The organism is Burkholderia sp. Se-20378, from assembly GCF_017104665.1.
Lineage (GTDB): Bacteria > Pseudomonadota > Gammaproteobacteria > Burkholderiales > Burkholderiaceae > Burkholderia > Burkholderia lata.
In genome coordinates this window covers 1-14,253 of sequence record NZ_JAAGPG010000205.1, presented here as the reverse complement: position 1 = coordinate 14,253, position 14,253 = coordinate 1, and the positions used below count along the sequence as shown (strand labels likewise).

The following is a 14,253-nucleotide window of genomic DNA, read 5'->3' as shown; positions in this document are numbered from 1 at the left end:
TGATCGTTGCGCGCCGCTTCACCCTCGGAGAACCCGATGTCGTCATTCGCACACCGTCCTGATGCCGTGAAACCCGGCGGCCCGATCTCGGACGCCGAACGCCACATGCGCGTCGACCTCGCCGCCGCGTACCGGCTCGTCGCGCTGAACGGCTGGGACGACCTGATCTACACGCACCTTTCCGCGACCGTGCCCGGCGAGCCCGGTCACTTCCTGATCAACCCGTTCGGCCTCACGTTCGACGAAGTCCGCGCGTCGAATCTCGTGAAGATCGACCTGGCCGGCAACCGGATCGGTGACAGCGAGCATGCGGTCAACGTGACGGGCTTCGCGCTGCACGCGGCCGTGCACGCCGAGCGCGCCGACGCCGTGTGCGTGATGCATCTGCACAATACGGCCGGCATCGCCGTGTCGATCCAGCGCGACGGGCTGCTGCCCGCGTCGCAGCATGCGCTGCGCTTTCATGGCGACCTCGCGTACCACGACTACGAGGCGCTCGCGTTCTCGCCGGCCGAAGGCGCGCGGCTGACCGCGAGCCTCGGCGCGAAATCCGCGATGCTCCTGCGCAATCACGGCACGCTGACGGTCGGCCGCACCGTGGCCGAAGCCTATGTGCTGATGGATACGCTGATCAAGGCGTGCGATATCCAGGTGCGCGCGCAGGCCGGCGGCGGGCCGCTCGTGCTGCCCGATCCGGCCATCGCCGACCGCACCGCCGAACAGCTGCGCGACGGCGGCGCGATCGAGGGCGAACTGGAATGGCCGGCGCTGCTGCGCCGGCTCGACCGGATCGATCCGACGTATCGCGACTGACGCCGCCGGCTCGCAACGAATCATTCACCCCAACCATCGGAGCATTCCTTCATGCCGACTTTCAATATCCAGCTCTTCGAAGGCCGCACCGTCGACCAGAAGCGCGAATTCGTCGAAGCCATCACGCGCGTCACGTGCGAGACGCTCGGCTGCGAGCCGGGCTCGGTCGATATCATCCTCACCGACGTGAAGAAGGAGAACTGGGCGACGGCTGGGAAGCTGTGGAGCGACGAGCGCTGAGCGTCTCCTCATCTAGACTGCGCGCCGCCGGACCACGATAGCGCGCAGCCTTCGTTTCTCTGATGCAGGTTCGCCTTCGCCGTCGCCTGCTCTAATCAATTAGTTATCCCGATATATTCACATTGACGCCAGGAAATACAAAAATCACGATGCCACATTCGACACGCTAGCCAGCCAATCACCGTTCATCGGTGTTGCCGCCAGCAATGAACCCAGGCTTGACGCCTCAACCCAGAAACAAATCCTGCGCACAATGGAGAGCAATGTGTCGAGCCAAGTGTTCTGCAATGACTTTGCCAACCGGCAACGTCGGCTTCAAATTCTGGAACTGCGTCAACAGTTGCAACGCGTTGGCAGGATGCTAACCAGGTGAACACATGATTACCGACAAGCAAGTCGCAACCGCCCTGAACGATATGATCTTACAAATGGGGGCTGATCTCGATCGTTCTCTACTGGCAGTCAAAGCATCGTGCCCGGATGCCGAATTCGTTGCCTATCGAGAATTCGTTTCTTCTCTGTTGAACACGATGCTGCTTGATTTCATGAACCCGCTCTACAAACGGCATCCCGACCTGAAGCCACCGGAACTGACCTGAACCATACGCTGCGGCGCCCGCGACGGGCGCCGCACGCGGCTTCCTCGGGCCGCCCGTCGTTGTGCGCCCGCACATCGCTTTGTCACGCAATCGGCGCATAATGCCGGACAGACGCAGCAGCCGATGGCCACCCGACGAGGAGACCGCCATGGAAGCGAAGAACGAGGAAGTCGTCGCACACCTGCTCTCGGACGTCGTCGAATTCGCGCGCGGGCGCCTGCCCGAAGCCACGTTCCGGATCGTCGAACCCTTCCTGCGTCATTACTACGATTTCGTCGATGCGGACGATCTGCAGAGCCGCAGCATCGCCGATCTCTACGGCGCCGCGATGGCGCACTGGCAGACCGCCCAGAAATTCGTGCCCGGCAGCGAACGGCTGCGCGTGTACAACCCGATCCTCGAACAGCACGGCTGGCACTCCGACCACACGGTCATCGAGATCGTCAACGACGACATGCCGTTCCTCGTCGACTCGGTGACGATGGCCGTCAACCGTCTCGGGCTCGCGCTGCATTCGGCACTGCACCCGGTATTCCGCATCTGGCGCGGTCGCGATGGCGGCATCGAGCGCGTCGATGCGGGCGGCGCGACGCCCGGCGACGGCCAGTCGCAGCTCGCGTCGTTCATCCATTTCGAAGTCGACCGCTGCGGCGATGCCGCGCTGCTCAACACGTTACGCAACGACATCGCGCACGTGCTCGGCGACGTGCGCGCGTCGGTGGAAGACTGGCCGAAGATCGTCGACATCGCGCGCGCGACGATCAAGGAAATGAAAGCGCGCGAATCGACCGCGGAAGACATCGAGGCGCGCGCATTCCTCGAATGGATGGCCGCCGATCACTTCACGTTCCTCGGCCAGCGCGACTATGCGCTGGTATCGGACGGCACGGGTTTCGGGCTGCGCGGCATCGAAGGCACCGGCTTCGGCATCCTGCGCGAATCGCTGCGCACGTCGGGCGCACCCGACGTCACGCCTCTGCCGCAAGCCGCCGCCGACATCATCACCGGCTCCTGGCCGATCTTCCTGACCAAGGCGAACTCGCGCGCGACCGTGCACCGGCCCGGCTATCTCGACTACGTCGGCGTGAAACTCGTCGGGCCCGACGGCAAGGTCGCCGGCGAGCGCCGCTTCATCGGGCTCTACACGTCGACCGCCTACATGGTGTCGAGCGCCGAGATCCCGATCGTGCGCCGCAAGTGCGCGAACATCGTGCGGCGCGCGGGCTTCCTGCCGAAGGGTCATCTCGGCAAGTCGCTCGTGACGGTGCTCGAAACCTATCCGCGCGACGAGCTGTTCCAGGCCGACGAAGACCAGCTCTACGACATCGCGCTCGGCATCCTGCGGCTGCAGGAACACCAGCGCACGCGCCTGTTCGTGCGCCGCGACCGCTTCGACCGCTTCGTGTCGTGCCTCGTGTTCGTGCCGCGCGACAAGTACAACACCGACCTGCGCCGGCGCATTGCGAAGCTGCTCGTCGATGCGTATAACGGCGTGAACGTCGAATTCACGCCGCTGCTGTCGGAATCGGCGATCGCACGCATTCATTTCGTCGTGCACGCGGAACCGGGCACGATGCCCGACGTCGACACGCGCGAGCTCGAAACGCGGCTCGTGCAGGTCACGCGCCGCTGGCAGGACGACCTCGCCGACGCGCTGCTCGACGCATTCGGCGAAGAGCAAGGCAACCGCCTGCTGCAGCGTTACGCCGACTCGTTCCCGGCCGGCTATCGCGACGACTATCCGGCGCGCACCGCCGTGCGCGACATCGAATTGATCGAGCGCGTGAAGGATTCGGGGCAGCTCGCGATGAACCTGTACCGGCCGATCGAGGCCGAGGCACGTGCGTTCCGCTTCAAGGTCTATCGAGCAGGGGACCCGATCGCGCTGTCGCGCAGCCTGCCGATGCTCGAGCATCTCGGCGTGCGCGTCGACGAGGAGCGGCCGTACCGGATCCAGACCCAGGATGCCGCACATGCGTGGGTACACGACTTCGGTCTCGAACTCGCCGACGACACCGAGTTCGACATCGAACGCGTGAAGGGCCTGTTCGAGGATGCGTTCGACCAGATCTGGAGCGGCCGGATCGAGAACGACGACTTCAACCGCCTCGTGCTGCGCGCCCACCTGAGCGCACGCGAAGTGACGATCCTGCGTGCGTATGCGAAGTATCTGCGGCAAGTCGGCTCGACCTTCAGCGACGCGTATATCGAGCGCGCGCTGACCGGCAACCCGGCGATCGCGCGGCAGCTCGTCGAGCTGTTCCTGCTGCGTTTCGACCCGGCCACCGGCGACACGCGCGACGTGCAGGCCGAACGGCTGCTGAAAGCGATCGAAGGCGCGCTCGACCAGGTGCCGAACCTCGACGAGGACCGCATCCTGCGCCAGTTCCTCGGCGTGATCAATGCGACCGAGCGCACGAACTACTTCCTGCTCGACGCGAACGGCGAATCGAAACCGTACCTGTCGTTCAAGTTCAATCCGGCGAAAGTGCCGGGCCTGCCCGAACCGAAACCGATGTTCGAGATCTGGGTGTATTCGCCGCGTGTCGAAGGCGTGCACCTGCGCGGCGGACGCGTCGCGCGCGGCGGCCTGCGCTGGTCGGATCGACGCGAGGATTTCCGCACCGAGGTGCTCGGGCTGATGAAGGCGCAGATGGTGAAGAACGTCGTGATCGTGCCGGTTGGCTCGAAAGGCGGCTTCGTCGTGAAGAACCCGCCGCCGCCGAGCGATCGCGAAGCGTGGATGCGCGAAGGCATCGCGTGCTACCAGACCTTCCTGCGCGGCCTGCTCGACCTGACCGACAACCTGGTGAGCAACGCGATCGTGCCGCCGCCCGACGTCGTGCGTCACGATCCGGATGACCCGTACCTGGTCGTCGCCGCCGACAAGGGCACGGCCACCTTCTCCGACTACGCGAACGCGATCTCGCACGAATACGGCTTCTGGCTCGACGACGCATTCGCGTCCGGCGGCTCGGTCGGCTACGACCACAAGAAGATGGCGATCACCGCGCGCGGCGCGTGGGAATCGGTGAAGCGGCACTTCCGCGAGATGGGCATCGATACGCAGACGACCGACTTCACGGTGGTCGGCGTCGGCGACATGTCGGGCGACGTGTTCGGCAACGGGATGCTGCTGTCGCCGCATATCCGGCTCGTCGCCGCGTTCGATCACCGGCACGTGTTCCTCGACCCGAACCCCGATCCCGCGACGAGCTTCGCGGAGCGCGCGCGCATGTTCGCACTCGAACGCTCGAGCTGGGCCGACTACGATCCGGCGTCGATCTCGTCGGGCGGCGGCGTCTACCCGCGCACCGCGAAGACGATCCCGCTGTCGCCGGCCGTGCAGGCCGCGCTCGGCATCGACGCGCACGCGCTGCCGCCGGCCGAGCTGATCCGCGCGATCCTGCAGGCGCCGGTCGACCTGCTGTACAACGGCGGCATCGGCACCTACGTGAAGGCCGCGCGCGAAACCCACCTGCAGGTCGGCGACCGCGCGAACGACGCGGTGCGCGTGAACGGCACGGACCTGCGCTGCAAGGTGGTCGGCGAAGGCGGCAACCTCGGCTGCACGCAGTTCGGCCGGATCGAGTTCGCGCAGCGCGGCGGCCGCATCAACACCGATGCGATCGACAACTCGGCCGGTGTCGATTGCTCGGATCACGAAGTCAACATCAAGATCCTGCTCGGGCTCGTCGTGTCCGACGGCGAGATGACCGAGAAGCAGCGCAACGCGCTGCTCGCGGAGATGACCGACGAAGTCGGGCTGCTCGTGCTGCGCGACAACTACTATCAGACGCAGGCGCTGTCGATCGCCGGCCGCTATGCGGTCGAGCTGCTCGACGCCGAGGCGCGCCTGATGCGCTGGCTCGAACGCGCGGGCCGGCTGAACCGCGTGATCGAATTCCTGCCGACCGACGATGAAGTGGCCGAACGCCAGGCCGCGAAGCTCGGCCTCACGTCGCCGGAGCGCGCGGTGCTGCTCGCGTACAGCAAGATGTGGCTGTACGACGCGCTGCTCGAATCCGACGTGCCCGAGGATCCGCTGGTGGCCGCGATGCTCGTCGACTACTTCCCGAAACCGCTGCAGCAGCGTTTCAGCGAGCCGATGCGCCGCCATCCGCTGCGCCGCGAGATTCTCGCGACGCACCTGACCAACGCACTCGTGAACCGCGTCGGCTGCGCGTTCGTGCACCGGCTGATGGAGGAGACCGACGCGAAGCCCGGCGACATCGTGCGCGCGTGCATCATGGCGCGCGACGTGTTCGACCTCGATGCGGTGTGGCGCGACATCGACGCGCTCGACAACCGCGTCGCCGACGACGTGCAGGCGCGCATGTTCGTCGACGTCGCGCGGCTGCTGGAGCGCGCGGCGCTGTGGTTCCTGCGGCATCTGCAATCCGGCGCGGTGGCCGATGGTGGCGTCACCGAGCTGATCGCGCGCTGTCGCGACGCGGCGGAGCGGCTTGCGCCGCAACTGCCGTCGCTGCTGCCGGCCGACGATCTCGACGCGCTGTCCGAACGGCAGCGCGTGCTGGTCGAAGCCGGCGTCGACAGCGCGCTTGCGGTGCGCGTCGCGAGCGGCGACATCTCGGCCGCGCTGCTCGACATCGCCGAAGTGGCCGCGACCAGCAACCGCAGCCTCGAACTCGTCGCGGGCGTCTATTTCTCGCTCGGCACGCTGCTCAATTACAGCTGGATCGGCGAGCGCGCGGCGACGCTGCCGACACCGACGCACTGGGACATGCTGGCGCGCGCCGCCGCGCTCGCGGAAGTCGCGCGCCTCAAGCGCACGCTCGCGACGAGCGCGCTCGCGGAATCGCCGGATTCGACGACGCCGGAGACGATCGTCGGTGCGTGGCGCGAACGCCGCGAAGCCGCGCTCGTGCGCTACGAGCACCTGCTCGCGGACCTGCGCGCATCGGGCGGCGCGAGCCTCGCGGTGCTACTCGTGGTCGTGCGGGAAATGGCCGTGCTCGAACGGGCGTGATGGTCAGCGTGGTCGCGGTGGTCGCGACGGCTCAGACCGTCGCGACCAGCAGTTCTTCCGCGTTGTTCGGCGGCCGCAGGCCGTCGGTGCGATCGGCGAAGTAACGGCGCGTCAGATCGGCGGCCGATACGTGTGCCGCGTGCGCGAAGCCGGCCTCCCGTGCGAGCGCCTGGATCTGCGCCGGCATGAAGAAGCTGATGAACGGCGTACCGCTGGCGCGCGCGCCCTTCGCGGCCATTTCCAGCCCGGGGCGCACATCCGGATCCGCATTTTCCAGCGGCAGCAGGAACGTCATCGCGAGCGTCGAGCCCGGCGCGAGCGACGCGACTTCGCGCAACGCGGCCGCATTCGCTTCGTGCGTCAGGTACATGCTGACGCCGGTGGACACCACGACCGCCGGCTTGCCGGCGTCGAAGCCCGCACCGACGAGCGCTGCGCGCCACGACTGTTTCGCCTCGAAATCGACCGGCACGAAACGCAGCCAGTCGGGCACGCCGAAACCGAGCTCGACCAGGCGGCGCTGCTTCCACGCCTGTGGCGCGGGCGGGTCGACTTCGAAGACGGTCACGCGCGACGCCATGTCGGGCCGGCGCTGCACGAAGCTGTCGAGGCCCGCGCCAAGGATCACGTACTGGCTCACGCCGCGCGCGGCCTGCTCGACCACCCAATCCTCGATGAAGCGCGCCCGCGCGACGATCGACGCACGGAACGGCCGCGTGAACTGCGGATCCATGTCGCCGCGCTGCTGCCAGCCGAGTTCCGGCGCGAGCAATTGCAGCCCGACTTCGTCGGCGAGCACCGGCGGAGCGTCGAGTTCGACGTGCAGTGCGCGCCAGAGCGCGACACGCGCGGCCGTGCTGTCGGGGGCGTTTTCGGGAGCGTTCTCGCGGGGTTCGGTCATGGCTGCCTCACGCGCCCTGCTTGCCCGGCGCCTGCAGGCGCCATACACGGCCGTCCGGATCGCGCACGGTCATGTCGCGCGTACCCCAGTGGGTGTCCTCGAACGGCGTGACGACGTCGACGATCGGCTGCGGCTGCACCGCCTGTTCATCCGCGACCTTGAGCACGACCTGCAGGTCCGGCGTCTCGCTCGACGGCACTTCGGCGATGAACAGAAAGGGGCCGTCGCCGCTGCGCAGCTGGCCCGACTGGTGATCGGTTTCGAACTCCAGCGTGAAACCCAGCGCCTGGAAGAACTTCGCCGACTTGCCCCAGTTGTGCGTCGTCAGGTACACGGCTTCGATTCGCTCGGATGACATGTCACTCCTCCTTGGTGGACGGCCCCGCGCCCGGCGGCGGCGCAGCCAGGTACGCGCGCAATGCGTCGGCCACCAGCGCGGACAGCGATTGCTCCGTTTCGATGGCGCGATGCTTGACCTGCCGGATCAGGCCCAGCGGCAGGTACACATTGAATTGCTTCACTTCTTCATCGGTCATGATGGCTAGTATGCTAGCAATCTAGCAAAAGTCAACTGCCTGGGCGGCCGGGTTTGGCCGATGCGGTCGCGACAACACATACACCCATTTAAATCGCCGCGACCCACTATATGGACTCCCTCTCATAACACTCAACGATCGACGTCCTTTTTGCCAAAAATGATAGTTGTAAAGCGCTCATACTCAAACTAGTCTGAATGGGCCTTATTTGAATTCAATGAAATTCGAGTTTTGCGTTTTTCCAAACTATTCCGGCATTCGTTGACACAGTCACGTGCGATGTTGCGATTTTCGCCGATCCATTACGCTTGTCGTTAAAAAATTAAACAATACAGCCCCGGAGTTTCCATGAATGCCAGCAATGTCTCGAGCTCAGGTTGGCGCGTTTCCCGCTGGGCGGCAGCAGCGATATACGCGGGCGCTTTCACATCGGTGACCGGCACCGCTCTGCCAGCGAATGCAAAAGGCGTCGACAGCGGCGAATGCGACACACCGTCGACACCATTCTGCGATGCCCTGATGAACCCTTTGCCGGGCTGGCCGGGCCACGTTTTCAAGCTGTCGCAGAACTACCCCGATGACGTGAAGAAAGATTACAAGCCGTGGCTTAAATACGATCCGATTACCGACACCAAACGCTACATCCTGTCCGCTCTCACCTATTTCTACGAAGGAAATATCCGGGGGAACCCCGCAGAAAGCGAATCCAATTTCGATCCAGCGCTCAATTCGAGGCGCAACTGGTATCACGCTCCCTGGCAGGATCACGGCAAGGAAGGGCGTGAGTTCATCCATGGATTGACGCGAGAACGTGTATCAGAACCGCTCGAACTCGCCAAAACACAAAAGTCATACTGGAATAACTACGCGGTCGGCTTCTACAACGAGCCGGGCGGCGTTACGTTCGGGAAGGTCTGGAAAGATCATGGAAAGCCCGATCCGAATGCCGCAATCTTTCCTGAAGGAACCGTCTCGGGGAAGCTGCTTTTTACGACGGCCACCCCTAACGAGGTTCCCTATCTCGCCGGCGCGCCCGAGTGGAAGGCCTACGTTTATTGTGACGTACACGACCCAAACCCGACGCAGGATAGCAAGCGCTGCGTCACGACGGTTCGCTTGCTGCAGATCGACATTGCGGTGAAGGACAACCGTTCACCGGCCACCGGCTGGGTATTCGGTACCTTTGTCTACGGAGGCGCGAAGCCACCGAAAACGAACCTGTCGGGGAGTTCGGAACTCGCTGTCGGCGACGGGAGGCCGAAACTGAAGCCGCTAAGGAATTGGGAGCAGGTTTATCCCGTCGGTGTCATGTGGGGCAATGATCCCGGTTACACGGGATCCGGCAAGCTGACCCAGACCTGGCTCAATCCGGACGTCAAGCTGCCCCATTACGGTTATCAGAACCGACTCAACGGTCCGGTCGACAACCCGAGATCGGCTTGCATGTCGTGTCACTCGACTTCCCAGTGGCCGTTGAGTGCAGACTTGATTCCGCCCAAGGGGGCATCCGACTATGTCACTGCATGGTGGTTCCGCAACATTCCCTCGGGGACGCCATTCGGACCGGGGATGCCGCCGGAACCGCCGCCGCCGCAGGGGACGCAGCCCGCGAGCGACAACGTGCACCGTGTATCTCTCGACTATTCGCTTCAGCTCGCGGGCGGCATCAGAAACTTCTACAAAGCCAATCAGCAGCTCATCGAAAAGATGTTTCCCAAGGCATCCGCTGACGATGTCAAGGCGTACCTCGGCAAGCCGGTCACCCGATCCGGCGACGAATAGTCTTCAGGACGGGCCGGGTAGCGATTTCGCGTGACTCGGGATCGTCAGGAATGGAACGAGGGCCCAGGACCGTGGCGTGCGAGAAGTCGTAGCGTCCGCATGCAATGGAGAATCTGCCTGCGGCCCTCTGGAAAACCGCTATCGGAACCAGGAATCCTCGATCAGGAGAACATAATATGTTGCAGCCTGGAAAATGCCGCGACCGCTTACTACGCGCCGCGATGCTGATCGCAGGGGGCGTGTCGCTCACGATTTACCCAGTCATCGGGATGAGCAGTTCCCCTGGTGACGATGCGAGCAATCCGATCCAGATCAGTTCGTCGCTGCCCGAGGATCTCAACAACTCCGATGCGCCTCACGCAACATTGCAGCAGGCCGCCGCTTTTGCGTGGAATCAGTTCATTGCGCTGAACTGGCCCGCACTTGCCAAAGATACCAATAATCAAAAGCGGGATTATCCTGACACGAGCTTGCCGTTTGGTGATCCCCAGTACAAAGACCCGCTCGTCTGGCACACTTTTCGCGGAAAAGTTGAAATATTCCCGACCGACAATGCCGCGGCCTTTGCAAAAGGAGCCGCCAGCGATTATGGCTACGATGACAGGCCGAATTATAGCTATGGGCAAGGAAATGTCGCCCCGTCTACCGGGCCGACGCCCTGGATCAATCTCGACGAGAACAGCCAGATCGGTCTGAACAAAATTTATGCAGGCGTCGTGTCGAGCGTGCCGCTGGATAAAAATGCGCAGATTCTCTTCATGGCAAAAGCCAATAGAAATGAATACAGGTACATTACCGCAAACAAGTGGTGGGATCCGCTAGCGCCCGACCCATTATGGTCGAACCCGCCAGGCTCCACCCCGACCATATTCCAGGCGACGGCCGATTTCGTCAAACAATACAAACGCGACCCGATAGCCGGCTCCACCAATTGCGACGGCAATCCCTCCAAAGCCAGGTGCGTCAGCCTCCCGATAGACTCCATCGAGATCAAGGCTGGATGGAGAAGATTGACGCCTGACGAAATAAAATCCGGACGCTTTTATACAGCCCTGACGCGTCACTACGAAAGCCAGGACGACGGAAAGCACATCAAGGCCACCGATGAAGTCATGGGGCTCGTCGGATTGCACATTATCAGAAAGACAAAATCCGCCCCCTATTTCATTTATACGACCTTCGAGCAGACGGACAATATAACGGATGCCGCCGGGAATGCAGTCGAAGATGAAGATGGAAATTACAAGAGCGCATTGAAGAACACAACACCGATGACGCCTAATGTGATCTCCAACAACGCCACCCCCAAAACGACCCAAACATTCGTGCGTCCGGGAAGTTACCCTGCCACACCAAACAAACAGCTTTACTACCAGAACATCAAAGACACCCAAGATCACAGTTCCGGCCTGCTCGATGGCGGGATAATTCTCGTCAACAAGAGAATAAATGACATACCCGACGAAATAATAAACACGAACAGGCTGGCTCACGACAAGATCCGGTCATATGCAGCATCCAGGAATTTCAAGTCGCCACCCGTCTGGCTGTACTACAAGCTCATCAACGTTCAAAACACACCGCTTGGAGAAAAGATTCCCGGAATCGACCGATTCCCACGATCGACCTACTATCAAGCCAATAGCGTTATCGAAACCGACTACAACCTCCAGCGGTTCAGTGGAGAGTTCGATGATTTCAGGAATAAAAAATTTACCATTTCCGATTTCACCAAAAGCGGAAGCAACCTGACCAACGTTGCACACAACGGGAACAGTCTTAACATGGGCGGCTGCATGGGTTGTCACGGCAATGCCCAGGCGGCCGGGTCCGGATTCAGTTTCATCTTTCTTGATTCACCCGTGACCGCGCCGGAGTGGGACACCAAATCCCTGAATGACAGCAAATTTCGCCGATTCATGAATTACCTGGCCCGCCCATGAGCGCCTTTGGATTCCGGCCGGGCATCAGGAAAATCTTTCAATAATTTCTCACCCTGTCCTGATAATGGACAGGAAATTTAGCTATTACTCAAAGAGGTCATCATGTCCAACACCATCAATGTACTTGTTGCGGTAAATACAACTGGTGCACTCGAAGCAAACGATGGGCAAATTGCAAACAAAGGGGTTGGCGACTTCGTCTATATGGCGGACGACTCCGACACCACCTACCCCGCCGCCCAAAACTACAAAACCGAGGGTACTGACGAATTGCTCACGTACTGCCAGGACGGGGACACCATTATCTGGCGCGTTTACTCAATCAGCCAGGAGCCGAGCGTTTCCATTACCGGAATTACCGGGGACGTGAATACCACGTTCACGAATTTTCAGCCTCATCAGATAACCGGGCATGACGGCCAATGGTGGACTGCAGTTATTCACGGGACAGGAACAAACGTTCAGTATTCTGTCGAACTGAAGATAGGCGAGACGAATGTATCGTTTGATCCGCATATCACGGCGGTATATTCTGACTACGCCAAGCGCTGATCGGGCAAAACGGGGCAACCGGCCGGAATCGAGCGCACACACATGCTCGTCCGTGCCCGTTGCCTCCAGGCTCATGCGCGGTGTTGCACAGCACCGCGCGGCACTCGATCACGTGGTTTACGCACATCCCCGGCCTGACGAGCGCGATCCTCGGCTGCACGCTGCTGTGTCGTCGGCATTGACGGCGCTGGCCCGCTTCGTGTCGGTGCAGGTGCTGACCCCGCTCGCTGCGCGCTCCTCGCGCTTGCGATCGCCGCGATGGTCACGACGCCACTGCACCGTCTCACGCAGAAGCGACCGGCCGCGGTCGTGCGCAGCCGCAGCAAGATGAAGTAGCCCTGGGGACGGTTGCCGCGCAATCGCCCCGCTACCTTCAGCGCGCGGCAGCCTGCCCGTTCGTCACCGGACCGCGCTCGTCTGACGCCGCGCTGCGCGCCGCCAGCCGCGCGAACAGCGCGTCGAGATCGAATCCCGTCGTGTCGATGCCGATCGTGTCGCGCAGGCACTCGCCCCATGCTGCCGCATCGTCGAACGTGACGGTGCGCCCGACGCCCGCCGCGTCGCGAATCGTCAGCGTGGTGTTGCGCAGCGCCGCACGGCCGTCCGGCAGCACGCGGCAGGCGATCAGGTTATGCAGGAAGATCGATTCGGGATATGTCGACGTGAACCAGTTCGCGGCGTCGTAATCGATCCACTCGACCCGCTTCGGCTGGAAGCGATAGGTGGTCTGCCAGCCGTCGGGCGTCTCGATCTGCATGTCGAATTCACCGTCGACCGGCGCGGCGACGACGCGGAACACGCCGTGCGGCGTCAGTTGCCGCTCGTCCGGCACGAAACGCAGCGGCGCGGTGAGCGTCGCGCTGCCGAAGCCGATGTCCGCGAGCCAGGCCGCGCCATCGAGATCGATGCGCAGCAGCATGTGCGTATGCGCGGTGGCGGCTTCCGGCGGCTGCATCCAGCGCACGCGCGCGATCATCGGCGTCACGCGAAAGCCGATCGTCGTGAGCGCGGTGTAGAACAGCTTGTTGAGTTCGAAGCAGTAGCCGCCGCGGCGATGCGCGAGCACCTTGTCGACGATCGAAGGCAGGTCGAGCGCGACGCGCGCGCCGGTCAGCGGATTGAGGTTTTCGAACGGAATCGCCTGCGGGTGCAGCAGATGCAGCTGGCGCAGCACGTCGAGCGTCGGCTCGACCGGGCCGTCGTAGCCGATGCGGGAGAAATAGCGCGAGAGGTCAAACGTGTCTGTCATGAACCTGCACCGAAAAAAGGGACACGCCACGATAGCATCGTGCGGAATCCCCATGTTGGGCGGGGCCATCTTCGCGTCGCGCGCGCTGCCGGCACCGCATCGCGCGCGGCCCCGCGCAACGTTACGGCAGCAGCTTCAGCGCGGACGATGCGACCGACGGCACCGAAATGCCCTGGCTCGTCGCAAACTGCACGGCCTGGCTGAGGGTCGTCGCGAGCGACTGCAACTGGCCCGGCGCGCTTTGCGCGATATACGACGCAGCCTGCATGTTCTGCGGATTCAGGCCCGACTGCAACAGCGACGCCGCGCTCGTCGAGCCGAGATTGCCGAGCCCCGACTGAAGTTGCGAATACTGCGTGAGCCCCTGCCCGAGCGACGCGAGGCCGTTGCTGAACGCCTGCTTGTCGATCGGCCCGTGCGTCGCGCCACCGCTCGCAAATGCCTGGCCGAGCGCCTGCGACACCGATTGCTGCGCGCCACCCATCTGCGACAGTGCGGCCGGCGTCAGCGCATCGCCGCCGGTCAGCTGGCTCGCGGCCGATCGGAAGCGCGCCGTGTAGGGAAAGAGTGAGCGCCAGCGTGTAGATCACGGTGGGGGCAGGGTCACTACAACAAAAAAAACCAGACAATACACACGCAGCAGTACAC

At 63.0% G+C, this 14,253-nt stretch carries 11 protein-coding genes and 1 pseudogene; 7 read left to right on the top strand and 5 right to left on the bottom strand.

The features are described 5' to 3' along the window. Positions 1-36 precede the first annotated feature (36 nt). The 4 genes from G3N93_RS21105 (at position 37) to G3N93_RS21090 (ending at position 6,642) form a co-directional block, all read left to right on the top strand. Positions 37-813 carry a class II aldolase/adducin family protein gene (locus tag G3N93_RS21105; RefSeq protein WP_206133865.1) on the top strand — a complete coding sequence of 259 codons (777 nt, stop codon included), beginning with the start codon at positions 37-39 and terminating at the stop codon, positions 811-813. 51 nt (positions 814-864) lie between these two features. Beyond that, a complete protein-coding gene (locus G3N93_RS21100; RefSeq protein WP_069251875.1) occupies positions 865-1,053 on the top strand; it encodes a 4-oxalocrotonate tautomerase in 189 nt (62 codons plus the stop codon). Positions 1,054-1,430: 377 nt separating this feature from the next. Beyond that, on the top strand, positions 1,431-1,652 hold the full coding sequence (locus G3N93_RS21095) for a hypothetical protein (RefSeq protein WP_174981970.1): 222 nt from the start codon (positions 1,431-1,433) through the stop codon (positions 1,650-1,652). Between the two features lie 148 nt (positions 1,653-1,800). Then, positions 1,801-6,642, top strand: coding sequence for an NAD-glutamate dehydrogenase (locus tag G3N93_RS21090; protein ID WP_174981972.1), 4,842 nt, complete (start codon positions 1,801-1,803; stop codon positions 6,640-6,642). A gap of 31 nt (positions 6,643-6,673) precedes the next feature. On the opposite strand, the gene G3N93_RS21085 is transcribed toward G3N93_RS21090, so the two are convergent. The 3 genes from G3N93_RS21085 to G3N93_RS21075 are packed head-to-tail and all read right to left on the bottom strand — an operon-like array spanning position 6,674 to position 8,079. Continuing rightward, positions 6,674-7,543, bottom strand: a complete 870-nt coding sequence (locus G3N93_RS21085; RefSeq protein ID WP_206133864.1) for a class I SAM-dependent methyltransferase — start codon at positions 7,541-7,543, stop codon at positions 6,674-6,676. Between the two features lie 7 nt (positions 7,544-7,550). Further along, positions 7,551-7,901, bottom strand: coding sequence for a glyoxalase/bleomycin resistance/extradiol dioxygenase family protein (locus G3N93_RS21080; protein WP_174937679.1), 351 nt, complete (start codon positions 7,899-7,901; stop codon positions 7,551-7,553). Between the two features lies 1 nt (position 7,902). Continuing rightward, positions 7,903-8,079, bottom strand: a complete 177-nt coding sequence (locus tag G3N93_RS21075) for a ribbon-helix-helix domain-containing protein (protein ID WP_089475130.1) — start codon at positions 8,077-8,079, stop codon at positions 7,903-7,905. Positions 8,080-8,427: 348 nt separating this feature from the next. Here G3N93_RS21075 and G3N93_RS21070 point away from each other — a divergent pair, with 348 nt between their 5' ends. From G3N93_RS21070 to G3N93_RS21060, 3 genes are all read left to right on the top strand, one after another. Further along, positions 8,428-9,861 (top strand): hypothetical protein, encoded by a 1,434-nt coding sequence (locus G3N93_RS21070; RefSeq protein ID WP_206133863.1) that lies wholly within the window; start codon positions 8,428-8,430, stop codon positions 9,859-9,861. A 176-nt stretch (positions 9,862-10,037) separates the two neighbouring features. Continuing rightward, on the top strand, positions 10,038-11,804 hold the full coding sequence (locus G3N93_RS21065; RefSeq protein WP_206133862.1) for a hypothetical protein: 1,767 nt from the start codon (positions 10,038-10,040) through the stop codon (positions 11,802-11,804). A 102-nt stretch (positions 11,805-11,906) separates the two neighbouring features. Continuing rightward, positions 11,907-12,356, top strand: coding sequence for a hypothetical protein (locus tag G3N93_RS21060; RefSeq protein ID WP_174937686.1), 450 nt, complete (start codon positions 11,907-11,909; stop codon positions 12,354-12,356). Positions 12,357-12,729: 373 nt separating this feature from the next. Here the strand turns inward: G3N93_RS21060 and G3N93_RS21055 are convergent, their stop codons facing one another. Together G3N93_RS21055 and G3N93_RS21050 are read right to left on the bottom strand one after the other, a co-directional pair. Next, positions 12,730-13,605, bottom strand: a complete 876-nt coding sequence (locus G3N93_RS21055; protein ID WP_206133861.1) for an arylamine N-acetyltransferase — start codon at positions 13,603-13,605, stop codon at positions 12,730-12,732. A 121-nt stretch (positions 13,606-13,726) separates the two neighbouring features. Continuing rightward, positions 13,727-14,149: pseudogene (locus tag G3N93_RS21050) on the bottom strand (hypothetical protein); the annotation flags it as partial. Between the last annotated feature and the right edge of the window lie 104 nt (positions 14,150-14,253).